Consider the following 24,557-nt stretch of genomic DNA (forward strand, 5'->3'; position numbering starts at 1 on the left):
CGGCTTGGGCCGTCATTCATACGCTTCCTTGAGGCACCGCGGATCATCGGTCGTAGCCTGGCGGGTAAGACGTACCGGCGGGAGTGACCGATGAGCACAGCGCGTGGTCGGCTGCGAGTCTATCTGGGCGCGGCGCCAGGGGTCGGGAAGACGTACGCGATGCTGGGCGAGGGCCGTCGTGGCCGCGAACGCGGCCGGGACGTCGTCGTCGGCTACGTCGAAACCCACGGCCGCCCCCGCACCGCCGCCCTGCTGGAGGGCATGGAGGTGATCCCCGGAAAAACCATCGTCCACCGGGGCACCGCCTTCACCGAGCTCGATGTGGCCGCCGTCCTCGCCCGCGCCCCGAAGATCGTGCTCGTCGACGACCTGGCCCACACCAACGTGCCCGGCTCGAAGAACGCCAAGCGCTGGCAGGACGTCGAGGAGCTCCTGGAGGCGGGCATCACCGTGATCTCCACGGTGAACATCCAGCACCTGGAGTCGGTCAACGACGTCGTCCAGGAGATCATCGGGATGCCGCAGCGCGAGACCGTGCCTGACGAGGTGGTACGGCGGGCCGACCAGGTGGAACTGGTCGACATGTCGCCCGAGGCGCTGCGCCGCCGCATGGCTCACGGCAACGTCCATCCTCCGGAGAAGATCGACGCCGCTCTGGCCAACTACTTCCGGGTCGGCAATCTGACCGCGCTGCGCGAGCTGGCGTTGTTGTGGGTCGCGGGCAAGGTCGACGACCAGCTCGACCGCTACCGCGCCGAGCACGGGATCGCCGCCACCTGGGAGGCGCGCGAGCGGGTGGTGGTGGGCCTGGCCGGCGGCCCGGAAGACGACACGCTGGTACGGAGGGCCGCCCGGATCGCCGCCCGCACCAAGGGCGCCGACCTGCTCGCCGTCCACGTGACCACCGGCGACGGCCTGCGCGGCGGCGACCCGGCCGCACTGACCCGCCACCGCAGGCTGGTGGAGGAGCTGGGCGGCAGCTATCACCAGGTGGTCGGCCATGACATCCCGCGCGCCCTGCTCGACTTCGCCCGCGGCGTCAACGCCTCGCAGCTGGTGCTGGGCGCGCCCCGTGAGGGCAGGTTCGCCCAGGTGTTCTCGCGGGGCGTGAGCGTCGAGACCAACGCCCTGTCCGGCCCCATCGACGTCCACCTGGTCACCCACGAGCGGACTCGCCCACCCCGCCGTCGCGCAGGCTCCCCCGCCGCGTTGACCCGCGCCCGCCGCCTGACCGGCTGGGGCGTCACCGCGCTGGGCTTACCCGCCCTCACCACGATCCTGTACGACCTGCGCGACGTGCTGACCTTGCCCAGCCACATCCTGCTCTTCCTCGTCTGCGTGATCGGCGTCGCCCTCATCGGCGGACTGTGGCCCGCGATCACCGCGGCCGTCGCGGGATTCCTGCTGCTCAACTACTTCTTCACCCGCCCCTATCAGACCCTGATCATCTCCGATCTCGAAGACCTGCTCGCGCTCGTCGTCTTCGTCGTGGTCGCGTTCGCCGTCAGCGCCATCGTGGACCTGGCGGCCCGCCGTACCAGAGAGGCCTCCCGCGCCGGCGCGGACGCCGAGGTGCTGTCCACGCTGGCCGGGCACGTGCTGCGTGGCGAGGCCGCGCTGCCGTCGCTGCTGGCACGCCTGCGTGAGACGTTCGGGCTCACCTCCGTCACGCTGCTCGAACGCACCGGCGACCCGGGCCCTGACGACTCCGATACCTGGCGGATCGTCGCCACCTCCGGCGGCGCGCCCAGCACTCGCCCCGGCACCGCGGACACCGACGTCGTCATCGACGACCGCCTGACGCTGGCCGCCCACGGGCGGCTGCCCGACGCCGCCGACCGGCGGGTGCTGGAGGCGTTCGCCGCCGAAGCGGCCGTCGCGCTGCGCCAGGAACGCCTGCGCGAGGAGGCCGGACGCGCCGCGCCCCTGGCCGAGGCCGACAAGATGCGCACCGCCCTGCTGGCCGCGGTCAGCCACGACCTGCGTACCCCGCTCTCCTCCGCCGTGGCCGCCGTCGAGAGCCTGCGCAGCACCGAGATCGACTGGTCGCCCGAGGACCGCGACGAGTTGCTGGCCACCGCCGACGAGTCCCTGACCAGGCTGATCCGGCTGGTGGAGAACCTGCTCGACATGAGCCGCCTGCAGGCCGGGGTGCTCGGCGTGTCACTCCAGCCCATCGCGCTCGAAGAGGTCGTCCCGCACGCGATCGACGAACTCGGCCCGCTGCGCGACCGCATCGACGCCGACATCAGCGTCGAGCTCCCGGAGATCATGGCCGACAGCGTTCTGCTGGAGCGCATCCTGGTCAACCTCATGACCAACGCCATCCGCCACAGCCCACTCCCGGAAAAGGTCCTTCTGACCGCGAGCTGGCACGGGGAGCACGTGGAGATCCGCGTCGTCGACCGCGGCCCCGGCATCCCCCGCGAGGCGCACGACCGCGTCTTCCTGCCCTTCCAGCGACTCGGCGACCGCGACACCCACACCGGGGTCGGCCTCGGCCTGGCGCTGTCACGCGGCCTGGCCGAGGCCATGGGCGGCTCCCTCACCCCGGAGGAAACTCCGGGAGGCGGGCTCACCATGATCGTGGTCATGCCGATCGCCTCGCTCACGCCGGCCATGGCAGCGGACGAGATCGCCGAGGCATGAGGCCGGGAGAGGAGATTGTCATCTCCGCGCCGGCGGCCCGGCTGAGCAGCCAGGCGGTCATGCCACTGCGCACGCTGGATCCCACCGCCCCGTCAGACGACCTCGAGTGACTCCTCCGCTCCCTGAAGAGCCGGTGTGCTCCTTGGATCTGTTGTCGTGGTGCCGGTTCCACCGTCCCAGCCGGACTGACCGATGGACGCATGGTCCCGTGCCGCAGGGGCCGGGCAGGCCCCCGTGACAAGCGGTCGGCGCCCTGTCAAGCGGCGTCGAGGGCTGCGGTGATCTTGCGGATCATGTCCGCCATGGTAGGGGTGGGCACGCTCCGGTGGGTCCGGGCGGCTGCCTCGACGGCGACCATGACGGTGCTGCGGAAGTTGTCGGCCTCTGCCGGATCCTGCTCCTTGAGCAGACTCACGGCCGCCGTCAGAGCCGGCAGCACCTGGTCGGCGAGTTCGGCCACGGTCTTGCTCTTCAGGTTGATGTCCTTGCTCTTCGCGGCGAGCACGTGCCCGACCAGGCCGGTGGCGGAGGCCAGGGCGATGGAGCCGTCGGTGGCGGCCCGGTGAGGGCTGCCGGTGGCGTCAGCGGCGGTCATCAACGAGATGGCGCCGTACGCGGCGGTGCGCAGAGTGAGCTTGTCCTGGTCGGAAAGGATGATGGACATGGTGGTGTGCTCCTTTGAATCTGTCAGGAAGGGGTGTTGAACAAACGGAGGGCGGCTTCGGTGACCGATACGCCCTCGTCCGGGTGCCACCGGCATGCAGGCCGGGAACGCGCTCCCACAGCGGTGGCGGGTGGTACGTCTTTGGCTCGCGGTCAGGCGTCCCAGGTCACCGGGAGGCTCTTGACCCCGTAGATGTCCGCAATCTCCGGGCGCAGGGCGACCTCGCCGACCGGTACCGCCAGGCGCAGCGTGGGGAAGCGGTTGAGCAGCGCGGGGAGCGCGACCCGCAGCTCGACACGGGCCAGCTGCTGGCCCAGGCACTGGTGGATGCCGTGGCCGAAGGCCAGGTGCCCGCCTTCCTGCCTGCGCAGGTCGAGCGTTTGCGGGTCGGTGAAGCGCTCGGGGTCGCGGTTGGCGGTGTTGTAGGTGAGCAGGACCATCGTGCCGGCCTTGATGGTCTGCCCGCCCAGCTCGACGTCCTCCAGCGCCACCCTCCCGAAGCCCTTGGCGACGCTCAGGTACCGCAGCAGCTCCTCCACGGCCCCCTCGGCGAGCGCGGGCTCGGCGCGCAGCGCCGCCAGCTGCTCCGGGTTCTGCAGCAGCGCGAAGGTGCCCAGGGCCAGCATGTTCGCGGTGGTGTCGAACCCGGCCGACAGCAGGATCAGCGCCATCCCCCGCAGCTCCTCGTCGGTCAGGTCGCTGTCGATCAGGTCGCTGAGCACGTCGTCGGTGGGGTCGGCGCGCTTGGCGGCCACCAGTTCCGCGAGGTACTGCTGGGTCGCGGTGTAGGCCGCGATCAGCTCCTCGTCGCCGACCTCCCCGCCGAGGAACTTGTCGATGTTCTCCTGGAAGCGGCCCCGGTCCTCGTACGGCACGCCCAGCAGCTCGCAGATGATGACGGCGGGGATGGGCTTGGCGAACGCGGTCACCAGGTCCACCCGCGGCCCGGCCTGCTCCATCGCGTCCAGGTACTCGGCGGTGACCTGCTCGACCCGCTCGGTGAGCAGCCGCATCCGCCGGACGGTGAACTTGCCCACCAGCGGCTTCCGATAGCGGCTGTGCTGCGGATCGTCCATGAGCAGGAACTCGCCGGGCGGCGCCGGAGGCACCTCGAAGTCGCCGTAGTCGACCAGCGGGTGATGGCGCACGAGCTCCCTGCGCGAGCTGAACCGCGGGTCGGCCAGGACCGACCTGACCAGGTCGTATCCGGTGACCAGCCAGCCCTGGTGCCCGTCGGGGAAGGGGAAGTGGCTGATCGGGCCATGCTCGCGCGCCTGGATCAACTCTGCCGGCGGGTCGAAGGGACAGCCGGCCTGACGCGCCGTCGGCATGGTGGTGAGGGTGTGGAGGGATTTACCCATTGCTATTCCTCATTTCGCGTTGGAAGGAGTTTCCTTTTGTGGCGAGAAAATGCCGTGATGACGCTGGGCTAGAATGCGATGCCGCGTTGCGATGAATGGCGGGGTGCGGCACCGGACCGCGATTCTCACCGCTCCACCACCTGACTCGGGCGAGCCTGAGGGGATAAGCGGGGACAGCGTCAAACGCCTGGAACGAAGCGATACCGGTTGCGGGCACGCGAGCGGCTACGGCAGGGGGCGGCGGCACTACGCCGGAGGACTGCCTGGTATCAGCGCCGGCTGCTCAAACCCGCCTTCGACGTCAGGGGCACTCCGCGGGCCGACGTCGAGCACGATCTTGTCCTGATCTGCTTTGCGCGGCCGCTAGGAGATCTTGCGGCGGTAGGTGTTCATGGCGAAGGCGTAGGCGACGATGAGGATGCCGACGCACCAGGCCAGGGCGATCCAGATGTCGGTGCCGACCAGCTGCTGGGTGAACAGGTCCCGGATGGCGTTGACGATGGAGGTCACCGGCTGGTGCTCGGCGAAGAAGCGCAGCGGGCCGGGCATGGTGGCGGTGGGCACGAAGGCCGAGCTGAGGAACGGCAGGAAGATGAGCGGGTAGGAGAACGCGCTCGCGCCTTCCACGGACTTCGCGGTCAATCCGGGGATGACGGCGATCCACGTCAAGGCCAGGGTGAACAGGATCAGGATGCCGGCGACCGCGAGCCAGGCCGCCACTCCCGCTCCCGAGCGGAAGCCCATGAGCAGGGCGACGAGCACCACGACCACGAGCGAGATCAGGTTGGCGACCAGCGAGGTCAGCACATGAGCCCACAGGACGGACGACCGCGCGGTCGGCATGGACTGGAACCGCTCGAAGATGCCGCTCTTCATGTCCATGAACAGCCGGAAGGCGGTGTAGGCGATGCCCGAGGCGATCGTGATGAGCAGGATGCCGGGCAGCAGATAGTTCACATACGAATCCGACCCCGTGTTGATCGCGCCGCCGAACACGTAGACGAACATCAGCATCATGGAGATCGGCATGATCGTGGTCGTGATGATGGTGTCCGCGCTGCGCGTGATGTGACGCAGGGATCGTCCCAGCAGGGTGACGGTGTCACCGAAGAAATGCTTGGTCATCATCGTTCCTCACTCATCCGGGCTGAGACGCGGTGTTGGCCGTACCGACGAGGGTGAGGAAGACGTCTTCGAGGGTCGGCTGCTTCTCGACGTATTCGACCTTGGCCGGCGGCAGGAGCTGCTTGAGCTCGGCCAGGGTGCCGTTGACGATGATCCGGCCCTCGTGCAGGATCGCGATCCGGTCGGCGAGTTGTTCGGCCTCGTCCAGATACTGCGTGGTGAGCAGCACCGTCGTCCCCCGGCCGGCCAGCTCCTTGACGGTCTGCCACACCTCGATCCGCGCCTGGGGGTCGAGCCCGGTCGTGGGCTCGTCCAGGAAGATGACCGGCGGATCGCCGATGAGGCTCATCGCGATGTCCAGGCGGCGGCGCATGCCACCCGAATACGTCGACACCTTGCGCCCGCCCGCCTCGGCCAGCGAGAAACGCCTCAGCAGGTCATCGGCGATCGTGCCCGGATCCTTCAGGTGCCGCAACCGGGCGACCAGCACCAGGTTCTCCCGCCCGCTGAGGATCTCATCGACGGCGGCGAACTGCCCGGTGAGGCTGATGGACTCGCGCACCTCCGCCGCCTGCGCGGCGACGTCGAAACCGTGGACCCGGGCCGTGCCCGCATCAGCCTTGAGCAGCGTGGACAGGATCTTCACGACCGTGGTCTTGCCCGCCCCGTTCGAACCGAGCAGCGCGAAAATGCTGCCCCGTGCCACCTCGAAGTCCACGCCGCGCAGCACCCGCAGCTCCTTGTACGACTTCTGCAGGCCCTGCACGCGGATCGCAGGCCCCTGAACCTGGTTGGCTGTCATCCTCATGTCCGTTCTCTTCCTGGTCACGATTCGTCACCCGCGACGCGGTCGATGGCCTTGGCCAGCCGTTCCCGCTCCCGGCCGATCCACGAACCCCCCGCGTAGTTGCGAACGAACGTCTCGGCGAACTCGACCGGGTCCTCCCCGACAATGTCGCGGACCGGGGTTCCGTCCGCCGCGCTCTGCTCGAACAGATCGGCCAGATCCTCCAGCATCGCCAGCAGGCTGTCCGCCTCCCCCGGCCCGAAGAGCTGCATGTACCGCTCCAGCGCCTCGACCGCCGTGCGATGGTTCGCCGGAAGCCCTCCCACGCGCGCCTTGTACTGCCGGTAGCGCTTCTTGTCCTCCAGCGGCCCGGTGACCGTCTCCAAGGCTTGCCGCAAGCGGCTCTTCGGCTCGCTCGGCTCTGCGGCCATGACTACTTACCCCCTTCGCGGAGCTGTTCGAGCCGTTCCGTGAGGAAGCTCCAGGTCCTCCAGAACTCTTCGAGATACACCCGTCCCTGAGCGTTCAGGGAGTACACCTTGCGCGGCGGCCCCTTCTCCGACGGAACCTTCTCCACGTCGACCAGGCCGCGCTGCTCGACCCTGACCAGCAGCGCGTAGATGGTGCCCTCGGCGATGTCGGTGAAGCCCTGCTCCCGCAGCCACGCCGTGATCTCGTAGCCGTACGCGGGCCGGCCGGACAGGATCGCCAGGACGATGCCCTCCAGCACACCCTTGAGCATCTCCGTCACCTGCTTGCCCATGGAACACCTCCCTTCAGCTACTCAATAGCGCTGACTACCGGTACAAAGTAACACTGACTACCAGTACTTAGCAACGCCGAATAGCTGAGAGCACAACCGTGGGGATGTGGGCGACCTGATCAGCACCAGGCCGCTTCCTGGCGGATCGCGTCTTCAGCGCCCTGCGCGGTCGAGGGCGGTGACCTCGCGTACGGCCGCGGCGACGGCGCGGAAGTCCTTTTTCAGGATCGCACCGTGGTTGCCGGCGACCTTCGCGCTGATCTTGATGTTCGGGTTGCGGGCGGCCACAGGGTCGACGTCGGCGCGGATCCGTTCCTGCCCATCACCATCACGGCGGCTTCCGAACGACGCCCCCGAAGCAAGCACGTACCGGGTCGGGACGGTGATGCCGTCCAGCACGGGGCCCAGCTCGCGCTTGCGGGCGAGCCATCCGAGCTCGATGTTGACGTTCGCCATCTGTTCGGCATTCATCCGCGGGGTCAGGCCCGTCGGGCGCAGCAGCGGCATGAACCAGTTCAACCGCCGAAACAGCTTCCGGATCCGCTGCTCCATGGCCTCGTCCATCCAGTCGGACGGCTGCGCGCCGTCAACCAGGACCGCGCCCACGCAACGGCCGGGATTGCGGTGTGCCGCCAGTACCCCTGAGTGGCGAACTGGCCGTTGCAATAGACCACAGGGGTACCGGGACCGCCGGTGTCGGTGACGGCCAGGGCCGTGTCGTCAACCGGCATCATGCCGGTCCACTTCGCATTGGTCATGGTTCCTCGTCTCTGTATTCGTTGTCGTCCGCGGTTCGACTGATCGCCGGAGTCGCCGAGCAGCGACCGGCGGATCACGACGTCACCGGTGCAGGTGGGCGCGCTCGACCTTTACCGGGGCCGTCGGCGGCGCCCGGTTCATTGCGTACGTTGCCGGCCATGGCGTTCACGTCGAGCCAGGCGGCAGTGCCTTCGCGGATGCCGACCTCAAGGTCCCCGCGCGCAGGTGTAGAGGAACACCTCGCGGTGCACGACCTCTCCGCGCCCGGATGAAGCCCGAGGCGGTCTTCCCGGTGAGCGCGTGGCCGACGCCGGATGTCGCCGGCGGCCTCGCCGATTCGGGGCATCCGCCGGAGTTCTTGATGACCGCGCACGCGGGCGTGGACCTCGCCGCCGCCGGCGCCGGGGGGCCGACCGGGCCGCGCCGATGAGCGGCTAACGGTCAGATGGGCAGTTCAACCGTGCTCTGCCGTAGCGGGCGCGGCCTCGGAGGGGGTGTTCCAGCACCCTCCCCAGGGCCCGTCCAGGTGGACGGCGCCTACTCGCAGAAGACCCGCAGATGGCCATCGGACATCTCCATCTCCATCTCCACGATCGTCTCGTCGAGATGGTCCACCAGCGCCTCAAGCTGTTCGGGCTTGAGCTGCGTCAGGTCGAACGGCACGCCCGACCTGCTCATCTCGGCATTGGCCCGCTCCAGCGCCTGCGGCGGGATCAGAGCCGCCAGCTGGACGCCGGCCCGCAGCAACTGCAGCGGCACCCGCACGTTGAGCCGCCCCGACTGGCCGTCCTCCTCAAGGAACTCCATCATCACCCGCAGATACTTCGCCCTGCCCTTCGGCCGCACGCCGGGACCGGCCGAGGCCGGCAGCCGGTCCTGTTCGAGCGCGGCGATGAGCCGCTCCGCCTCCTCCGCGGTGACCTTGCCCTCGGCCAGCAGGTCGAGGACGTCCTTGCGCTGTTCGTTCATCGCAACCTCTCCTATCGGATGGCTACCAGCACAGCCGTACGGCTGTACTCCGCGTCGAACCGGGTGCCGGGCAACGCGCAGACGATGCGCCAGCCGGTGCCCAGCGCCCGCACCACATCGACGCGGTACATCCGGCAGGCCACCACGACCCCCACCACGGCCCCCACGACGGCCACGACCACGACCGGCGAGAACACCAGCACCACCGGCAGAACCGGCACCCAGACCCGGACGGGATGACGATCCGGACGTTTGACCCGTACGGTGACCAACTGTGGCATCACGTGCGCCCCTCCAATGCGGACAAGGCCTCCTGCGCGGTGATCTCGCCGCGGCGCAACCGATCGATGACCTCGGCCCGCGACGGCGCCGGATCGGTCTCGACGAAGTCGAGCATCTGCGCGATCCGGTTCAGCCGCGACTTGATCGTCGGGTAGCTCACCCCGAAGATCCGCTCCATCTGCTTGATGGAACCGTGGCACCGCACGAACGCCGTGACGAAGACCTGATCCTCGACGCCGAGCTGAGCCAGTTGCGGCAGCTCGAACTCGCCCTCGATCGCGACACCGTTGCCCGCCAGACGCACCCGCTCGACCAGGAACGGCTGGCCCCGGGTCAGGTTCGTGAGCTCCTGCCACTCCATCGCCCGCTCTACCATATCCAAGTTATATCCGAGCCGAACTTAAACTTTCAAGATGTGGATCTTAATTTTCTTAAGCCTGTGCTTCCTTCGGACTCCTTGCCGGTCCGCGACTCGACTCCAGGAGACCCCGGCCATGTGCCGGTCAGGTGGGGCGATCAGGGCGCCCCGCGTGGCGAGGGGACACCCGCAGGCCTGCGCCTGGTCAGCCCAGGTCGAGCCCGGCGAGTTGGGCCCTGCTGGTCACGTTGAGCTTGGGAAAGGCCCGGTAGAGGTGGTAGCTGACGGTCTTGGGGCTGAGGAAGAGCTGCGCGCCGATTTCCTTGTTCGTCCGCCCTGCCGCGGCCAGGCGCACGATCTGCAGCTCCTGCGGCGACAGCGCCGGCAAGGCGTCGGTGTCGGCGAGGGCGGTATCGCCGGCGGCGCGTAGCTCGTTTCGGGCGCGTTCCGCCCACGGGCGGGCGTCGAGGCGCTGAAAGGTTTCGAGCGCGGCACGCAACTGGACGCGGGCGGCTCTCTTGTTCCGTGCCCTGCGCAGGTACTCGCCGTAGACCAGCGCGGTGCGCGCCGACTCCCAGGGGCGGCCGCCGCCGGTGTGCAGCCGTACGGCCGCGCGGAAAAGTGCCTCCGCTCGCTCACCGTCGGGTTCGAGCAGGGCCCGGGAACGATGCAGGACGGCCTGTGCCCAGGCCAGACCGGAGGCCTGCGCCCAGGCCTCGTAGCGGCGCAGCGGCCCGTCGGCGGGCAGGCCGAGGCGGGCTGCGGCTTCGATCTGGTCGGGGGCGAAGTGCACGGCCTGGAACTGGTGGCGCGCGGGACCGGCCATGGCCGCGTCGAGCCGGTCCAGCACCTCGGCGAACCGGCCCTGACCCAGGTCGAGCAGGGCCTGGGCCCACTGCGCCCAGGCCAGGCCGTTGACGATCCCGTTGGCGTCGTACCGCTCCAGTGAGCCTGCGGCCAGCTCGGCGCACCGGCCCGAATCGCCTCGGGCGGCGGCGATCCAGGCGAGCATGCCCTGCATACAACCGGCCCGGCTGGGCCGTCCCGTCTCGGCGGTCAGACGCAGTCCCTCGCTCGCGGTGGCGGTGGCGTCCGTGAACCTGCCGAGGAAGATCTCGCTGGTGGCCAGCGTGATGTGGAGCACAGCGAGCTTGCTGATCTCGCCGGCCGTCCGGCATTCGTCGGCGGCGGCGCGGGCGATCTCCCACGCGGTCTGGAAGTCGCCGGTCTGGAGCGCGAAGTAAGCGGCATTGATGCGGCGCGAGTGCATGTCCGGGGTGATCCGGCGGCCTTTGTCCACCAGTTCCCGCATGACAGGCAGCGCGGCGGCGGGACCGTCGGTCAGCAACAGTGCCGTGCTGAGGGCGGCCTGTCTGGCGAGGTCGAGATCGTCCTGCGGGCGCAGGTCCAGCGCGCGCAGCCGGGTGGCTGCCGCCACGATGCCGTCGGCGTCGCCGAGGCGGTTGGCGTTTCGTGCCGCTTCGACCAGCATCAGTCCCGCGGCGGCACGGTCGTCGGCGGCCACGTCCGCCGCGCCTTTGAGCAGCAGATCGTGGGCCAGACGCGGGGCGCCCTGGCCGAAGGCGATCCTGGCCCGCAGCCTGGGGAGCGTGGCGCGGGCCGACGCGTCCGGCACGAGGCCGGTGGCGGTGTCGAGGAGCTGCTCGGCCCGGTGCAACTGCCCCTCCTCGGTGGCGTCCACCGCTGCCGCGAGCAGCCGCCGTCCCTTGAGCTCGGGATCCTCGCTCAGCTCGGCCGCCCGCTCGAACGCGGCGCAGGCGCTGACGTTCGCGCCGCGCTCCCTGGCCCGATGAGCCGTGTCCTCCAGCGCTCGCGCGGCCGTCTCGTCCGGGCCCGTCGCGGCGGCCGCCAGGTGCCAGGCCCGCCGGTCCGGGTCACCGGCCAGCAGACCGGCCAGGATCGCGTGCACCTCCAGACGCAGGTCGTACGTGCTGAGCTGGAAGGCCGCGGCGCGCATGAGCGGGTGGGCGAATGCGGCGTGCCGTCCGGCGATCCTGATCAGGCCTGAGCGCTCGGCCGCTCCCAGAGCCGCGGGCTCGATGCCGAGTCCGGCACAGGCTTTCGTGATCATGTCCAGGCCGCCGTCGTCCACCAGGGCGGTGACCAGCAGCGCGGTCTGGGCGGGTTGCGGCAGGCGGCCGATGCGGTCGGCGTAGGCCAGGCGCAGCCGTTCCGGCAGCGGCAGCGGGCCGTGGTCATGGGCCGGCAGGGCGGCCGTGCGCGGCAGCTCGCGCAGGGCGAGCGGGTTGCCCGCGCTCTCCTGGAGAATCCTCAGACGCACCGGTCCGGTGAGGTCGGGTGCGACGTCGGCCAGCACCTGGGCGGCGCTCTGGTCGTCCAGGCCCGCCAGCCGTCGCTCCGGCAGGCCCGCCGGGTCGAAGCCGTCGCGTGCGCCGAACACCACCACGACTCCCTCCGCGTGCAGCCGGTGCGCGGCGAAGCGCAGCGCGCGTGCCGAAGCCTGGTCCAGCCAGTGGGCGTCGTCGACCAGGCACAGCAGCGGGCGCTCCTCGGCCAGCTCCGCCAGCAACGACAGGACGGCCACGCCGACGTGGAACCGGTCATCGGTCCTGGTGGGAGCCAGTCCCAGAGCGCTCCCGAGAGCCACCGCCTGAGGCTCGGGCAGCGTGCTGAGGCGGTCGAGCCCGCCACGCAGGAGCAGGTGCAGGGAGGCGTACGGGAGGTCGGCCTCGGTCTCGATGCCCAGACCGCGCAGCACGGTCATGTCATGCGCGCGTTCCCCGGCGTAGGCCAGGAGCGAGGTCTTACCTATCCCTGGCTCGCCCTTGAGCACCAGGACGCCGGAACGTCCGGCCCGCGCCTGGTCGAGCAGCACGTCAATGGCCTGCTGATCAGACTCCCGTCCCCGAAGCACGGGACGAATCCTAGTCGCTTGTCCGATACCGCCCCGCTGGCGGCGTCCATAGCGTCGTCGTCCATGAATCCCATGCAAGCGGTCGACCTGACCGCGGTCACCAAACACTACGCACATGGCGTCACGGCGCTCGACGACGTGTCGATCGGTTTCGGCGCCGGCACGTTCACCGCCGTGATGGGGCCGTCAGGGTCGGGCAAGTCGACGTTGCTGCAGTGCGCCGCCGGGCTCGACCGGCCGAGCTCCGGTCGAGTGCTCGTGGACGGACGGGATCTGGCGACGCTCGGTGACAGAAAGCTGACGCTGCTGCGGCGCGATCGGATCGGGTTCGTCTTCCAGTCCTTCAACCTGCTGCCGTCGCTCACCGCCGCCCAGAACGTCGCCCTGCCGCTGCGGCTGGCCGGCCGCCGTCCCGACGCCCAGCAGGTACGCCAGAGCCTGGCCGCCGTGGGCCTGGCCGAGCGCGTGAACCACCGGCCCGCCGAGATGTCCGGCGGCCAGCAGCAGCGCGTCGCCATCGCCCGCGCCCTGGTCACCCGGCCGGCCGTGCTGTTCGCCGACGAGCCCACCGGCGCTCTGGACGCCGGCACCAGCCGTGAGGTGCTGCGGCTGATGCGGAACCTGGTCGACCGGCAGGCTCAGACGATCATCATGGTCACCCACGACCCCGTGGCCGCGTCCTACGCCGACCGCGTGGTGTTCCTGGCCGACGGCCGGGTGTACGGGGAACTGCGGGATCCGAGCGCCGAGCAGGTCGCGACCAGGATGTTGCAGTTGGAGGCGTCGTGCTGAGCATCGCCTGGTCCACCCTCCGTACGCGATGGTTGTCCTTTGCCGGCACCTTCGTCGCTCTGGCGCTCGGCGCGGCCCTCATGGCCGCGCTCGGCCAGGTGCTGGCCTCCAGCCTCTTCTCGCCGGACCGAGCCCCGCAGCGATACGCCGCCGCTCCCGTCGTGGTGGCCCCCGACGAGCGGCTTACCGTCAAGAGCCGGTACGGCCAGAGCAGCGCGCCGCTGGCCCAGCCACGGGGCCTGACGCCCGAACTGGCGGCCCGGCTGCCCGGGGCCGTGGTGGACCGGATCTTCCCCGCGCAGCTCGACGGGGGGCCGCCCGCCGTCGGCCGTCCCTGGTCCGCCGCCCGTACGGCGCCACAGCGGTTGTCGGCGGGCAGGGCGCCCACCGGGGACGACGAGATCGTCGTCACCGTCGGCGCCCAGGTCGGTGGGCGAGTCCACGTGGTGACCGCAGCCGGGGCCCGGAAGTACCTGGTGGTAGGGCTCGCCACGGCGGGCTCGCAGCCTACGGTGTTCTTCAGCGACGAGCGGGCTGCCCGGTTGTCGCCGCGGATCGACGCGCTCGCCCTGTGGCGTCCCGTCGCCGAGGTACGCGCCGTGCTCGGCGGGGCGGCCGCGCCCGATTCGGCTCGGACGGGCACGCCGGCGGTCTCAAGCCGGTTCAAGATTCTGACCGGCCAGGACCGGGCGTTGCTCGACCCGACCCGTGAGGCGGACGATCAGGCACGGAACAACGCCAACACGATCGTCGGCATCGCCGCAGGCTTCGCCGGATTCATCGCCATCTTCGTGGTTTCTTCCACGTTCGCCTTCGCGGTCGGTCAGCGGCAGCGCGAGTTCGCCCTGCTCCGTACCATCGGTGCGACCGCCGGCCAGGTCAGACGCATGGTGCAGGGTGAGGCCCTCCTGATCGCGATCGTCGCCTCCGCACTCGGCGCGGTGATCGGCCCCTTGGGCGCCCCGCCGATCCTGGACTGGCTGGGTTCGCTCGGGATGGCGCCCCACTGGCTCACACCCTCCACCTCGTCCGTGCCGTCCTACGTGGCCTTCGCCACCGGTGTGCTGGTCGCCTTGCTCGGCGTGGTCGTCGCCGCCTGGCGCGCGGCCAGGGTGCGGCCGGCGGAGGCACTGCGCGCGGCGGCGGTGGAGCCGAAGGCCATGACGATCGGACGCTGGATCGCCGGAGCCGGCCTGCTGGCCACCGCGGTCATCAGCATGACCGTCAACGCCGTCAGCGACCCGGACGGCGCGACCAACAACAAGACGTTCATGCCCATCGTCATGCTGCTCATCGCCGGGGTGGGTCTGCTCGCGCCGGTCTTCGTCCGCCCGGCCGTGGCGCTGCTGGCCGCCCCGCTCGCCCGCTTGCGTGGCGCGGGCGCGCTCGTGGTCGCCGCCGGCGCGGGCGCCTCGGCCCGGCGTACCGCCGCCGTCGCCACACCCGTCCTGGTCACCGTGGCTCTGGCCGCGACCCTGCTCGGGGCCGCGGCGATGACCGACGCCACGAAGTCGGCGATGCAGACCGCTCCCGTCCGCGCCGACTACCTGGTGATGCCCACCGCGGCGGCCGGACTCGACCGGCAGCTCGTCGAACGCCTGCGTACCGTGCCCGGCGCCGATGTCACCACCGTCACCTCGACCAGCCTCTACACGCTCGAAGGCGCGGGCACTCAGCTCATCAAGCGGCCCGCCGAGGCCGTGAACCCGGCCGCGCTCACCACTGCCCTGTCCGTGCCCGTCACCGCCGGATCGCTCGCCGAGCTGCGGGACGACACGATCGCGGTCTCACCTACCTGGGAGCTGGCCTTGGGGCAACGGGTGAGGTTGTGGCGGGCCGACGGCAGCCAGGCCACGTTGACGGTCGTCGCGCTGCTCGGCACCGGCTCGGCCGCGGACTCCTACGTCACCCCGGCGCACGCCCTGTCCGTTCTGCCGTCGGTCGCGTACGTGAAACTGCGTCCCGGCGCCTCCTCCACCGAGGTCCGGCAGGCGCTGGAGCGGGCCACCGACGGGCACAACGCCCGCGCCGTGACCAAGGACGCCTGGGCCGCCACCGCCATCGACCGCCGCACCTCCGCCAGCCGTCTCGGCCTGCTGGCCGTGCTCGGCATCATGCTGAGCTACACCTTGATCGCCCTGGTCAACACGCTGCTGATGGCAGCCCCTGACCGGGCGGGCGAACACGGCGCCCTGCGCCTGCTCGGCGCGACCAGGGCTCAGGTCCTGCGGTACGTCATGGCCGAGGCCCTGCTGGTAGTGGCGGTGGGCGTGGTCCTGGCCGCCGTCGCGACCGGGCTCGGGCTGCTCGGTCTGTACGCCGCTCTGGCGCAACTGTCCGGGTCTGTGGCAATCGACATGCCCTGGGGGCCGGTCATCGGGGTGATCGGCCTCTGTGGTGCACTCGCGGTGCTGGCGGCCGTACTGCCCGCGAGCCGGATCAAGACGGTGGCGATTCCCCGGGCCTGAGCCCGGCTTGGCCGTGATCGGCTGGACGCGGCCCGTCCAGGTAGTCGACCAGATCCCGCTTCGTCGGCGTCAGCGCCGTCGAACAGCGGCTGATCCAGGTTGGTCAGCGCTACCCGTCACGCGTCTCGTCCGGCTCTTTCGCCGTCTCCAGAGCTCAGGTGCCGAACCAGCGCTTCGAGAACCACCAGGTCTTCCCCCGGCTCGATCGTCTGCGGGTTCAGCGCGATCGCGTCGTCGGGTACGCCGGACACACCGACCGCGATCCGCGGGTCCCCGTCCCACAAAGCCCGCACCAACCCGTCCCGGGTCCAGCCGCTGGTTGTCGATAATCGGACAACCGCCCGCCCGTGCGGCTGGCCCGCCTCACTCGGGTACCCGCGCTCGGCGACGACACCCGGCACTTCGCGCAAGCCGGCAATCCATCGGTCGACAATCTGCTCATAGCTCGCGAGCAGTGCCTCCTCGTCCTGCTCCAGCGTCCACTCGACCGCGGCGTACAGCCCGAGCAGCTCTTCCTTCCCGACCTTCATCCCGCGCCCGATCTGCTGATTCGGCGACGCATGCGCCCGGCACCTGTCGACGATCCACCGCTTCCCCAGCACCAGCCCGCTGGACTGCGGTCCGCGCAGCCCTTTCCCGCCGCTGAAGATCACGGCATCTGCGCCGAGCTCCGTGGTGAATCGCCACAGCGAGGAGCGGGGTGGAATCTGGGCCGCCGCATCCACGATCACCGGCACAGCCGGTGGACCGGCGGGGCCAGAAGGGCCGGCGAGGGTCAGTCCGCCCGGAGTGCCGGCGGGGGCCGGGCCGGACGAGGCGAGCTCCTGGGCGACTCGGATCACGTCCTCGATCGGCAAGGCATCCGCCGCGTAGTGGGCGCCGGCGAACCACAGTACGCAGGCGGGGCGGCGTGCCAGGGCGGCTCGGAGCTCCTGGGTCGACGGGCCGACTTCCACGATGCGGGCGCCGGTCAGGCGGGCCGAGTAGTCGTAGCCGTTGCGTTGGCCGGTGAACATGACGACCTCGGCATCGGCCGGGAACGCCTGCGCGGGCTCACCGGCACACGACGCGACCGTGAGGGTGATCGCCGCCGCGGCACCGGACGTCACGCAGGCCGCCTCGTTGCGGGTGAGCGCGGCCAGGCGCTCACCGACGTGGTCGTGGAGTTCGGGCAGGTCGACGAAGTGGGCCGCCGCCTCCGTCATCGCCTTCAGCACCGAAGGCGGCATCAGCGAGCCGCCCAGTGCGGTGAGTGTCGCGGAGGCGTTGATGACGGGCCGGACCCCGAAGGGATTGGTCATACGAGGAACTTCGACATCGGTGGTACGCCGGAGAGTTCGGCCAGCCAGGCGTCCAGGAAGTCGTTGTCGGTGCCGTCGAGGTGGGTCAGCTTGTAGACGCTCGCGGCAGGCAAGGCCTCGATCAGCGCGGCGCACCAGTCGGGATCGTCGACGGCGAGCAACGTCCGAGCGGTCACCGCAGACGCGTGCCGGACCGGATCGAAGTAGGCAAGAGTGTTGTCGACGATCTGCGCCGACGAACCGGCACGCAGGTGGTCGTTGAGCTCCTCGAGCGGATAGTGGCTCGACTTCAGCCGTGCCTCTGCCGCCCGGTAGAACAGCAACTCCGAGACCCGGACCGCGCTGAACCCGGACCGCCGCGCGGCCGTCAGCACCGCCAGGTCGTTCCCACGCACGGCCACCCGCGCCGGATCGACCTCGTCCAGGCTCATCAGGAACTCCGCGGCCCGCAGGCAGTCCGCCGCGATCCCGCGATAGATGTACGACGCCGGATCGTCGATGCCCATCGTCAACAATCCCGGGTACGCCGCCGAGAACCCTTCGTCGGCCAGCCGCTGACCCCGGTGCACCAGGCCGAACACGACGTACCGGCTGCGATCGTTCGGGTGCGGCATCTCGTTGACGCTCCCGTGGCGCGGCGTCTGCAGGAGCGCGGGGAACGGCCCGTCACCGGCCGGGATGCTGAGATGACCGAAGACGCGGTACGGCCCGGTGCTGGTGAGCCGCACGGTGTAGCTGGTCGCCTCGTCCGTCGTCCGCGCCGGCACCAGGTCGAGCACGGGCCGGGCAGGGATCGCGGCCAGCTCTTCGTCGACGGCGGACCAGTAGCTGTCGAAGTTCATCGGTTCACCGTCCCGGGGTGAGGTGTTCGGCCAGGAAGTCCTCCACGATCCGCAGCACGCCCGGCAGCCCGGCGTGGTGCGCGCAGTGCGGGTAGGCGTGCAAGGTGGTCTCGCACGTCAGCACCCGCCGCAGCGCGAACCCGGTCTCCGGCGGGCACACGTCGTCCTCGAGCCCGAGGTACAGCAGCGTCGGCGCCCGCACCTTCGGCGCGAAGTTGAGCCCGTCGTAGTACGCGACCGTCTCCCGCACCCGGTCGACGTCCTTCGGGTGCACCCGCAAGTACTCGTTGATCTCCTCGTACGGATACGACCGGGTCAGTGTCGGCGCGGTCATGATCCCGCACAGGTACGGCGCTCCCGCCGCGACGCACCGGATCACGTCCGGCATGAGCGCGGCCGTCGAGATCCCGAGGCCGCCGCCCTGACTCGACCCCTGCAGTCCGATCCGCAGATTGTCGACTTCCGGACGATCGAGCAATACCTCCACCGCCCGCACCACGTCGAGGTAGAACCCGCGATACCCGTACGTGTTGTGGTCGACGATGTTGTGCGTCAGCAATCCCGGGTAGCCCGGGTTGAACACGTCGTTCGACCGCAGCTTTCCGCGCGGCGCCACCGCGAGCGCGGCGTACCCGAGCTCGGACCATTCCTTCGGGATCGTCGGCTCGGACATGTAGCCGGGGATCGTCACCAACGCCGGGAACTGAGCCGGCCGATCGCGCGGGACGGTGTACCAGCCTGCGATCCGCAGACCGCCATAGCTGGTGTAGCGCAGATCGTAGACGATCACCTTGTCCGTGGACAGCGACGGCATTTCGGTGAGGACCGGGTCCAGCGGGTACGACGCGCAGTCCGCCAGGCCGGCCGCCCAGAAGTCGTCGAAGTCGTCCGGCAGCTCGACCTCGACGATCGCGTTCTCGGGGTTTCTCAAGAGCGTTCCTCTCGATGGGGAGCTTGCGGGGCGGTACTCGGGGGCGGCGCCTATTCCCGCCGCGGTGCGTGCAGCGCGGTGCCGTCGGAGGCCTTGAACAGATGCAGGCGGTTCTGGTTGAAGCCGACGTACACCGTGCTGTCATGACCCAGCCGGAACGGCACCGGGACGCGGGCCTTCAGCAGCTCGCCGTCGATCCGGACCGTGACGAGCACGTCCGGACCGAGCGGCTCGGACACGAACACCTTCCCGGGCTGGTAGCCCTCGACCGGGGTCGCCGACAGCGTCACGTCCTCCGGCCGGACGCCCAGGACGACGGCCGGGTCGTCCGGCGAAACGTCGTACCGGCCCAGTTCCTGGCTCAACGCGCCGCTGCGGAAGGTCCGGACGCCGTCGACGTCGGCCAGCTCGCCGGTGACGAAGTTCATCGGCGGCGAGCCCATGAACGACGCGACGAAACGGTTCGCCGGGCGTTCGTAGATCTCCGCCGGCGTCGCGCACTGCTGGACCACGCCATCGCGCATCACCGCGATCCGGTCCGACATCGTCATCGCCTCGACCTGGTCGTGGGTGACGTAGATGAACGTCCGGGCGACGTCCACGTGCAGCCGCTTGATCTCCGCACGCATCAGCACCCGGAGCTGCGCGTCCAGGTTGGACAGGGGCTCGTCGAGCAGATACGCGCCGGCGTCCCGCACGATCGCGCGACCGAGCGCGACCCGTTGCCGTTGGCCACCGGACAGCTCGCGCGGCTTGCGATCCAGCAGGTCCTCGATGTCCAGCGTCCGGGCCGCCTGCAGCACCTGCTCGGCGATCGTCGCCTTGGGCACCCGCATCATCTTCAGCGCGAACCCGATGTTCTGCCGGACCGTCTTGTGCGGGTAGAGCGCGTAGCTCTGGAACACCATCGCGACGTCGCGCTTGTTGGCCGGCAGCCAGCTGACCGGCTTGCCGTCGAAGAAGATGTTGCCCTTGGAGGCCCGTTCCAGGCCGCAGATCATTCGCAGGGTTGTCGACTTTCCGCAACCGGACGGGCCGACCAGGGTGAGGAACTCCTGATCCTCGATGGTCAGATTCAGGTCGTTCACCGCGATCTTGCCGCCGAACGACTTGGTGATGCCTTCGAGTCGAACCTCTGCCATCTGTCAGCCCTTCACGGATCCGGCGGCCATGCCCTGGACCAGCTTGCGCTGGAAGAGCAGGGCCAGCACCAGGGGTGGGACGACCGCGAGCACGCCGGCCGCGGCCATCACGGTGAACTGGGTGTTGAAGTCGGTGGCGAAGTTCGCCGCCACCACCGGGATCGTCTTCGCCGCCCTGGTGCTGGTCAGGAACAACGCGAACATGAACTCGTTCCACGCGGTCATGAACGCGAACACCGCGGCCGCGACCAGCCCCGGCGCCGCGACCGGCAGGAACACCGACCACATGGTCCGGAACCAGCCGCACCGATCCACCCGGGCCGCCTCCTCAAGCTCGCGCGGCACCGAGCGGAAGAAGTCCTTCAGGATCCAGATCGTGATCGGCAGCGCGAACGTCGTGTACGAAAGGATCAGCGCCAGGTAGGTGTCCAGCAGCCCGAACGTCCGCATCAGCAGGTAGAACGGGATGATGATCGCGATCCCCGGCACCATCCGGGTGAGCAGGTAGAGCACCAGCAGCACCTGACTGCCGCGGAACTTCAGCCGCGAGAACGAGTACGCCGCGAACGTGGCCAGCACGAGATTCAGGATCGCCGTCGAGGTGGCGACGATCAGGCTGTTCCGCAAGGAGTACGGCGTCTCGTCGATCGCCCGACCGCCGACGAGTTGCTGGGCCTCACTCGGGTGAATGAAACCGAGATAGTTCTCCAACGTCGGGGGGGCCGGAATCCAGTGCGGCGGAACGGAGATCGCATCCACCTCGTGCATGAAGCTCATCGCGACGATCCAGTAGAACGGCAACACCAGATACAGCGCGAACGCGACCGCCAGCACGTACAGGACGATCTTCTTCCAGGGGATTCGGTAGCGCAGGGGAACCTTCACCGCGGTGCTCATACCTCGAAGTTCCCCTTTCGGTAGAGCAGGCCGATGTAGCCGACCGAGATCAGGAGGGTGATCGCGGTGATCACCCAGGCGTAGGCGCTGCCCAGGCCGAAGTCGGTGAAGGTCAGGACGGTCTGCACGTCGAGCAGGGCGATGGTGGTGGTCGCGTCACCCGGTCCGCCACCGGTCAGCACGTAGATGGTGTCGAAGGCGCGGAACGCGTTCATCGTCTCGAGAATCAGCACGATCAGCAGGGGGTGCAGCAACCACGGCAACGTCACCTGGATGAACCGCTGCACCGCACCCGCCCGGTCGACGGTGGCGGCGTCGTACAGCTCTGAGGGGATTGTCGACAATCCGGCGAGCAGAATGATGACCGAGAACGGGAGCGTGTTCCACACCTGGGCCAGTGCGGTGAACAGGAACGCGCCGGTCCCGGACGTCAGCCAGGCGTGATAGTCGTCGATCAGTCCGAGCTGCGTCAGCAGCCCGTTCAGGGCTCCGGTCTTCGCGTCGAAGATGGTCCGCCACATCAGGCCGTTGACCACCCCCGGCATTGCCCAAGGCAGCAAAGCCAGGCTGAGCAGCAGACCGCGGCCGCGGAACCGCTCGTTCAGCACCAGCGCCAGGATCAGCGCGAGTACGACGGTCAGCCCGAGCACCACGAGGACGAACAGGGCCGACACCTTCAGCGCGGACAGGAAGGCCTGATCGCTGAGCAGGGCCTCGTAGTTGTCGAAGCCGATGAACTTGTTCGCCCGCGGGCGCTTCAGGTTGTTCCGTTGCAGGCTGACCCAGAACGAGTACGCGATCGGGTAGGCGACCAGCAGGGCGATCACGATCATGGCCGGCGCGTTCAGCGCCCAGGCCTTGGCGTTGTCGCCCAGCGGCCGGCGTTCGGAGAGGACAGCCATCCTCAGTTGTACTTCTTCTTCAGCGTGTCAACGGACTGCGCCAAGCTCGCCACCGCCGCGGACGGCTGCGTCTGGTTGCTCAGCACGCCCTGCACGACCTTGTGCATCTCGATTTCGAACTCGGTGTACCACGGCACGCCGAGCACGTTGCGCGGCTTGGCGATCTCGCCCAGGTGGGCGTAGATCGCCGGGTCGGCGAACTTCTTCAGCGATGCGACGATCTCCGGGTCGGTCGCCATCGACTTGTAGGCGAACCCGAGACCACGCTGCAGGAACCAGAATTTCGCGGTATAGGGCTTCTTGTTCGCGTCGAGTCCGCCCAGGTAGGTGAGCAGCTTGAACGCGTTGTCCTTCACCTCGGTGTCCTTGGCCAGCGCATAGAGCCGGGTGTTGCTGACCGTCCCGTGCACCTGACCATCGAGGCTCGGTACCAGCGCCATCCGGATCTTGCCCGCGGCCTTGGACTTGGTCGCGTCGTTGTAGTCGCGGCTCGCGTACCGCGCGCCGATCGTGTACGCGTACCGGTTCGCCTTCATCGCGTTGTCGATCGGGACCGCCAGCAGTTGCAGGCAAGCCGGGTCGATCACCTTCGACTTGTTCGCCGCCTGCTGCAGCCAGGCGAAGACGTCCTTCACGACGGTGTCGGTGGTGTTCATGATCGGCGCCTGCTGGTCGTCGAACATGTTGCCCCCGCTGCCGAAGACCAGCGCCCACACCCAGGACCACCAGGTGTCGGACAGTTGCGCCGGTACGCCGATGGGGTACTGCAGGAGGCCGGCGTTCTTGATCTTGATCGCCTGCGCTTCGAGTTCCTCCAGGCTGGCAGGGGGTTTCTTGATCCCGGCCTTGGCAAGGATGTCGGTGTTGTAGGTCAGGCAGTTGGAGTCCGTGTAGTACGGCAGGCCGTAGCGCTTGCCCTGGTACGTCATCGCGGCCGCGTTGCCCGGGTAGATCGCGTCGTACACCTCGTCGACGCCGGCCAGGCCGTCGAGCGGCTGCAGATAGTCCCCCTCGACCCAGGCCGCGAGGGAATCGTCGTACACATAAAGGGCGTCCGGACCGCCGCCGCCGGTGAACTCGGCGACGACCTTCTGCACGTACTGCGCACTCGTGATCGGGGTGTAGTTGACCTTGATGTTGCTGGTCTTGGTGAAGTTGTCGAGGTTCTGCTGGACGAGTGCGGCCTCGTAGTCCCAGCCCTCGAACTTCACGCTGCCGTCGCCGGAGCCTGCGGACTTGTCATTGGAGCAGGCGGACAGCAGGGGCGATGCGGCGGGCAGGGCCAGGCCGAGGCCTGCGTACTTCAGGATCTGGCGGCGGTTGAACTCCATGGCTGTCCCTTCAACGCGATGGGCGCAGTAGTGCTTGGGCGATGCGTAGCCGGTACAGACGCGTCGGGCGTCCTTTGGGATGGTGCTGAGCAGTGCCTTCGACGCTCACCAGGCCCCCGGCGTCGAGTGTCCGGATCAGCCGGCGCCCGCTCTGATCCGTGATGCCGAGATGGTCGGCGAGCTCACCGGGCGAGATCGCGCGACCTTCCAGTTCGTGGTCCAGTGCCGCCAGCCGGGAGACGGTCGCGGCACTGAGGCCGACGGACTTCGCGAGCCGTTCGACGTCGTCGCCGTGCTCGCGGTACGAGTAGCTGAGCGCCGCCAGGACCGGACCCATCGGGCCGATGATCACGCCGCTGTCCTCGATCAGGTAGCCGCATGGCTCGCTCTCCCGCTCGGCCCGGGCGGCCGCTTGTTCGGCCAGGGCCACACAGTTGCGGGCGGACGCGCCGACGCCGAACCCGGCCGAGACCCGCGCACCGAGCGCCGCGGCCGCCTCGGCGAGCGCGGGTACGGCGACCCAGTTGCGGGTGATGCGCTCGAACAAGGCCTTGTGGGCGAAGACGATGACTCCGCGCCGGCCGCGGTCCTCGATCCACGCGCCGGCGAACTCGGGGGTGTTGAGCAGCAGATTCATCAGGCCGATCCGGGCCCGTTCCTCGTCCTGCGAATGCGAGATCAGGAAGACTCCGGCGGCGAAGCGTTGTGCGCTGGCTCGCTCGGACTCGATCCGGAGCGCGAGCTCGTGCAGCTCGGTCCGGATCGTCGTCGGCACCGGCATGCCGCTCATGATCGGGATCTCGCCGGACAGCTGCTCGCGAACGGCGGCGCGGACGCTGATCACGTAGCCGCGGTCGCCGAACCGGCGGTACGCGGAACGGTGGAACTCGACGATGTCCTCCACGGATTGCGTGGGGGCATACGGCAGGCAGTCGATGGCGTCGGCGTCGAGTTCGAGCGCGGTGGCGACCGCCTCGACCGCCTCGGCGGGAAAGGTGTCGATGCTGACCGGGGTGCGGCCCCAGCCACGCTCCTGGGCGCGACAGAGCGCGAGGGACAGGTCGAGCGCCGACGAGCGGATCACGCCGACCGGGAGGCCGGGTGGGAGGAGTTCGCGGCTGGCCGTGTACGGGACCGGGCCGGCCAGGAAGCCGTCGAGCCGGGTCGTGCTCAGGAACTCGGCGACCTTGGCACGGATCTCGTCCTCGTGGTCGTAGCTGACCCACTCCAGGTCGACCCCACCGAGCGTGTTCGCGGCTTCCCGGAACAACTCCCCGTGCGTCGAGTGGGTCACCACTCCGATCACAATCGCCACGACGCCCCTTTGCGAACTAGGTT

At 69.3% G+C, this 24,557-nt stretch carries 23 protein-coding genes; 4 read left to right on the forward strand and 19 right to left on the reverse strand.

Annotation, left to right across the window (positions count from 1 at the left end):
• Nucleotides 1-90 precede the first annotated feature (90 nt).
• Complete coding sequence (locus ACIBQ1_RS38550; protein WP_397284711.1) at nt 91-2,649, forward strand: DUF4118 domain-containing protein; 2,559 nt, start codon at nt 91-93, stop codon at nt 2,647-2,649.
• 256 nt (nt 2,650-2,905) lie between these two features.
• On the opposite strand, the gene ACIBQ1_RS38555 is transcribed toward ACIBQ1_RS38550, so the two are convergent.
• The 7 genes from ACIBQ1_RS38555 to ACIBQ1_RS38585 all read right to left on the reverse strand — a co-directional run bounded on the left by ACIBQ1_RS38555 (nt 2,906) and on the right by ACIBQ1_RS38585 (nt 7,955).
• Complete coding sequence (locus tag ACIBQ1_RS38555) at nt 2,906-3,313, reverse strand: hypothetical protein (RefSeq protein ID WP_397284713.1); 408 nt, start codon at nt 3,311-3,313, stop codon at nt 2,906-2,908.
• A gap of 152 nt (nt 3,314-3,465) precedes the next feature.
• Nucleotides 3,466-4,674: a cytochrome P450 gene (locus tag ACIBQ1_RS38560; protein WP_397284715.1), complete on the reverse strand. Its 1,209-nt coding sequence runs from the start codon at nt 4,672-4,674 to the stop codon at nt 3,466-3,468.
• A 363-nt stretch (nt 4,675-5,037) separates the two neighbouring features.
• Nucleotides 5,038-5,802, reverse strand: a complete 765-nt coding sequence (locus ACIBQ1_RS38565) for an ABC transporter permease (RefSeq protein WP_397284717.1) — start codon at nt 5,800-5,802, stop codon at nt 5,038-5,040.
• A gap of 10 nt (nt 5,803-5,812) precedes the next feature.
• Nucleotides 5,813-6,607: an ABC transporter ATP-binding protein gene (locus ACIBQ1_RS38570; protein ID WP_397284718.1), complete on the reverse strand. Its 795-nt coding sequence runs from the start codon at nt 6,605-6,607 to the stop codon at nt 5,813-5,815.
• Nucleotides 6,608-6,624: 17 nt separating this feature from the next.
• Complete coding sequence (locus ACIBQ1_RS38575; protein ID WP_397284720.1) at nt 6,625-7,017, reverse strand: DUF1048 domain-containing protein; 393 nt, start codon at nt 7,015-7,017, stop codon at nt 6,625-6,627.
• A 2-nt stretch (nt 7,018-7,019) separates the two neighbouring features.
• On the reverse strand, nt 7,020-7,349 hold the full coding sequence (locus tag ACIBQ1_RS38580) for a PadR family transcriptional regulator (RefSeq protein ID WP_397284722.1): 330 nt from the start codon (nt 7,347-7,349) through the stop codon (nt 7,020-7,022).
• A 153-nt stretch (nt 7,350-7,502) separates the two neighbouring features.
• Nucleotides 7,503-7,955 (reverse strand): hypothetical protein, encoded by a 453-nt coding sequence (locus ACIBQ1_RS38585; RefSeq protein WP_397284724.1) that lies wholly within the window; start codon nt 7,953-7,955, stop codon nt 7,503-7,505.
• A gap of 421 nt (nt 7,956-8,376) precedes the next feature.
• On the opposite strand from ACIBQ1_RS38585, the gene ACIBQ1_RS38590 reads away from it, so the two are divergent.
• Nucleotides 8,377-8,538, forward strand: a complete 162-nt coding sequence (locus ACIBQ1_RS38590; protein ID WP_397284726.1) for a hypothetical protein — start codon at nt 8,377-8,379, stop codon at nt 8,536-8,538.
• A gap of 107 nt (nt 8,539-8,645) precedes the next feature.
• On the opposite strand, the gene ACIBQ1_RS38595 is transcribed toward ACIBQ1_RS38590, so the two are convergent.
• The 4 genes from ACIBQ1_RS38595 to ACIBQ1_RS38610 all read right to left on the reverse strand — a co-directional run bounded on the left by ACIBQ1_RS38595 (nt 8,646) and on the right by ACIBQ1_RS38610 (nt 12,613).
• The gene (locus ACIBQ1_RS38595) at nt 8,646-9,077 is read right to left on the reverse strand and encodes an SHOCT-like domain-containing protein (RefSeq protein ID WP_397284728.1); all 432 of its coding nucleotides are present in this window, start codon (nt 9,075-9,077) and stop codon (nt 8,646-8,648) included.
• A gap of 11 nt (nt 9,078-9,088) precedes the next feature.
• Complete coding sequence (locus ACIBQ1_RS38600; protein WP_397284730.1) at nt 9,089-9,361, reverse strand: hypothetical protein; 273 nt, start codon at nt 9,359-9,361, stop codon at nt 9,089-9,091.
• Nucleotides 9,358-9,720: a DUF2089 domain-containing protein gene (locus ACIBQ1_RS38605; protein WP_397284731.1), complete on the reverse strand. Its 363-nt coding sequence runs from the start codon at nt 9,718-9,720 to the stop codon at nt 9,358-9,360. Before ACIBQ1_RS38605 ends, ACIBQ1_RS38600 begins: the two co-directional genes overlap by 4 nt.
• 202 nt (nt 9,721-9,922) lie before the next feature.
• A complete protein-coding gene (locus tag ACIBQ1_RS38610) occupies nt 9,923-12,613 on the reverse strand; it encodes an AAA family ATPase (protein ID WP_397284733.1) in 2,691 nt (896 codons plus the stop codon).
• A gap of 63 nt (nt 12,614-12,676) precedes the next feature.
• Here ACIBQ1_RS38610 and ACIBQ1_RS38615 point away from each other — a divergent pair, with 63 nt between their 5' ends.
• Together ACIBQ1_RS38615 and ACIBQ1_RS38620 are read left to right on the forward strand one after the other, a co-directional pair.
• On the forward strand, nt 12,677-13,405 hold the full coding sequence (locus ACIBQ1_RS38615; protein ID WP_397284735.1) for an ABC transporter ATP-binding protein: 729 nt from the start codon (nt 12,677-12,679) through the stop codon (nt 13,403-13,405).
• The gene (locus ACIBQ1_RS38620) at nt 13,399-15,873 is read left to right on the forward strand and encodes an FtsX-like permease family protein (RefSeq protein ID WP_397284737.1); all 2,475 of its coding nucleotides are present in this window, start codon (nt 13,399-13,401) and stop codon (nt 15,871-15,873) included. The genes ACIBQ1_RS38615 and ACIBQ1_RS38620 overlap by 7 nt, the downstream gene beginning before the upstream one ends.
• A gap of 116 nt (nt 15,874-15,989) precedes the next feature.
• Here ACIBQ1_RS38620 and ACIBQ1_RS38625 read toward each other — a convergent pair whose 3' ends face one another.
• Genes ACIBQ1_RS38625 through ACIBQ1_RS38660 form a run of 8 tightly spaced genes read right to left on the reverse strand, consistent with a single transcriptional unit; the run spans nt 15,990 to nt 24,534 of the window.
• Nucleotides 15,990-17,174 carry an aminotransferase class V-fold PLP-dependent enzyme gene (locus tag ACIBQ1_RS38625; protein WP_397284739.1) on the reverse strand — a complete coding sequence of 395 codons (1,185 nt, stop codon included), beginning with the start codon at nt 17,172-17,174 and terminating at the stop codon, nt 15,990-15,992.
• Nucleotides 17,171-18,016, reverse strand: coding sequence for an acetylxylan esterase (locus tag ACIBQ1_RS38630; protein ID WP_397284741.1), 846 nt, complete (start codon nt 18,014-18,016; stop codon nt 17,171-17,173). The genes ACIBQ1_RS38625 and ACIBQ1_RS38630 overlap by 4 nt, the downstream gene beginning before the upstream one ends.
• 4 nt (nt 18,017-18,020) lie before the next feature.
• Nucleotides 18,021-18,947: an acetylxylan esterase gene (locus ACIBQ1_RS38635; protein WP_397284743.1), complete on the reverse strand. Its 927-nt coding sequence runs from the start codon at nt 18,945-18,947 to the stop codon at nt 18,021-18,023.
• Between the two features lie 50 nt (nt 18,948-18,997).
• Nucleotides 18,998-20,089, reverse strand: a complete 1,092-nt coding sequence (locus tag ACIBQ1_RS38640; protein WP_397284746.1) for an ABC transporter ATP-binding protein — start codon at nt 20,087-20,089, stop codon at nt 18,998-19,000.
• Nucleotides 20,090-20,092: 3 nt separating this feature from the next.
• The gene (locus tag ACIBQ1_RS38645; RefSeq protein ID WP_397284748.1) at nt 20,093-20,986 is read right to left on the reverse strand and encodes a carbohydrate ABC transporter permease; all 894 of its coding nucleotides are present in this window, start codon (nt 20,984-20,986) and stop codon (nt 20,093-20,095) included.
• Entirely contained in the window at nt 20,983-21,888 is a 906-nt protein-coding gene (locus ACIBQ1_RS38650; protein ID WP_397284750.1) for a carbohydrate ABC transporter permease, read from the reverse strand. The genes ACIBQ1_RS38645 and ACIBQ1_RS38650 overlap by 4 nt, the downstream gene beginning before the upstream one ends.
• Before the next feature lie 2 nt (nt 21,889-21,890).
• The gene (locus ACIBQ1_RS38655) at nt 21,891-23,219 is read right to left on the reverse strand and encodes an extracellular solute-binding protein (RefSeq protein ID WP_397284752.1); all 1,329 of its coding nucleotides are present in this window, start codon (nt 23,217-23,219) and stop codon (nt 21,891-21,893) included.
• A 10-nt stretch (nt 23,220-23,229) separates the two neighbouring features.
• Entirely contained in the window at nt 23,230-24,534 is a 1,305-nt protein-coding gene (locus ACIBQ1_RS38660; RefSeq protein ID WP_397284754.1) for a hypothetical protein, read from the reverse strand.
• Nucleotides 24,535-24,557: the final 23 nt, after the last annotated feature.

The organism is Nonomuraea sp. NPDC050153 (assembly GCF_044460125.1).
Classification (GTDB): domain Bacteria; phylum Actinomycetota; class Actinomycetes; order Streptosporangiales; family Streptosporangiaceae; genus Nonomuraea.

Excerpts from the sequence above, each read along its gene's own strand:
- ACIBQ1_RS38550 (WP_397284711.1), top strand. The coding sequence starts at position 91 with ATGAGCACAGCGCGTGGTCGGCTGCGAGTCTATCTGGGCGCGGCGCCA.
- ACIBQ1_RS38555 (WP_397284713.1), bottom strand. The coding sequence starts at position 3,313 with ATGTCCATCATCCTTTCCGACCAGGACAAGCTCACTCTGCGCACCGCC.
- ACIBQ1_RS38560 (WP_397284715.1), bottom strand. The coding sequence starts at position 4,674 with ATGGGTAAATCCCTCCACACCCTCACCACCATGCCGACGGCGCGTCAG.
- ACIBQ1_RS38565 (WP_397284717.1), bottom strand. The coding sequence starts at position 5,802 with ATGATGACCAAGCATTTCTTCGGTGACACCGTCACCCTGCTGGGACGA.
- ACIBQ1_RS38570 (WP_397284718.1), bottom strand. The coding sequence starts at position 6,607 with ATGAGGATGACAGCCAACCAGGTTCAGGGGCCTGCGATCCGCGTGCAG.
- ACIBQ1_RS38575 (WP_397284720.1), bottom strand. The coding sequence starts at position 7,017 with ATGGCCGCAGAGCCGAGCGAGCCGAAGAGCCGCTTGCGGCAAGCCTTG.
- ACIBQ1_RS38580 (WP_397284722.1), bottom strand. The coding sequence starts at position 7,349 with ATGGGCAAGCAGGTGACGGAGATGCTCAAGGGTGTGCTGGAGGGCATC.
- ACIBQ1_RS38590 (WP_397284726.1), top strand. The coding sequence starts at position 8,377 with ATGAAGCCCGAGGCGGTCTTCCCGGTGAGCGCGTGGCCGACGCCGGAT.
- ACIBQ1_RS38595 (WP_397284728.1), bottom strand. The coding sequence starts at position 9,077 with ATGAACGAACAGCGCAAGGACGTCCTCGACCTGCTGGCCGAGGGCAAG.
- ACIBQ1_RS38605 (WP_397284731.1), bottom strand. The coding sequence starts at position 9,720 with ATGGAGTGGCAGGAGCTCACGAACCTGACCCGGGGCCAGCCGTTCCTG.
- ACIBQ1_RS38615 (WP_397284735.1), top strand. The coding sequence starts at position 12,677 with ATGAATCCCATGCAAGCGGTCGACCTGACCGCGGTCACCAAACACTAC.
- ACIBQ1_RS38625 (WP_397284739.1), bottom strand. The coding sequence starts at position 17,174 with ATGACCAATCCCTTCGGGGTCCGGCCCGTCATCAACGCCTCCGCGACA.
- ACIBQ1_RS38630 (WP_397284741.1), bottom strand. The coding sequence starts at position 18,016 with ATGAACTTCGACAGCTACTGGTCCGCCGTCGACGAAGAGCTGGCCGCG.
- ACIBQ1_RS38640 (WP_397284746.1), bottom strand. The coding sequence starts at position 20,089 with ATGGCAGAGGTTCGACTCGAAGGCATCACCAAGTCGTTCGGCGGCAAG.
- ACIBQ1_RS38645 (WP_397284748.1), bottom strand. The coding sequence starts at position 20,986 with ATGAGCACCGCGGTGAAGGTTCCCCTGCGCTACCGAATCCCCTGGAAG.
- ACIBQ1_RS38650 (WP_397284750.1), bottom strand. The coding sequence starts at position 21,888 with ATGGCTGTCCTCTCCGAACGCCGGCCGCTGGGCGACAACGCCAAGGCC.
- ACIBQ1_RS38655 (WP_397284752.1), bottom strand. The coding sequence starts at position 23,219 with ATGGAGTTCAACCGCCGCCAGATCCTGAAGTACGCAGGCCTCGGCCTG.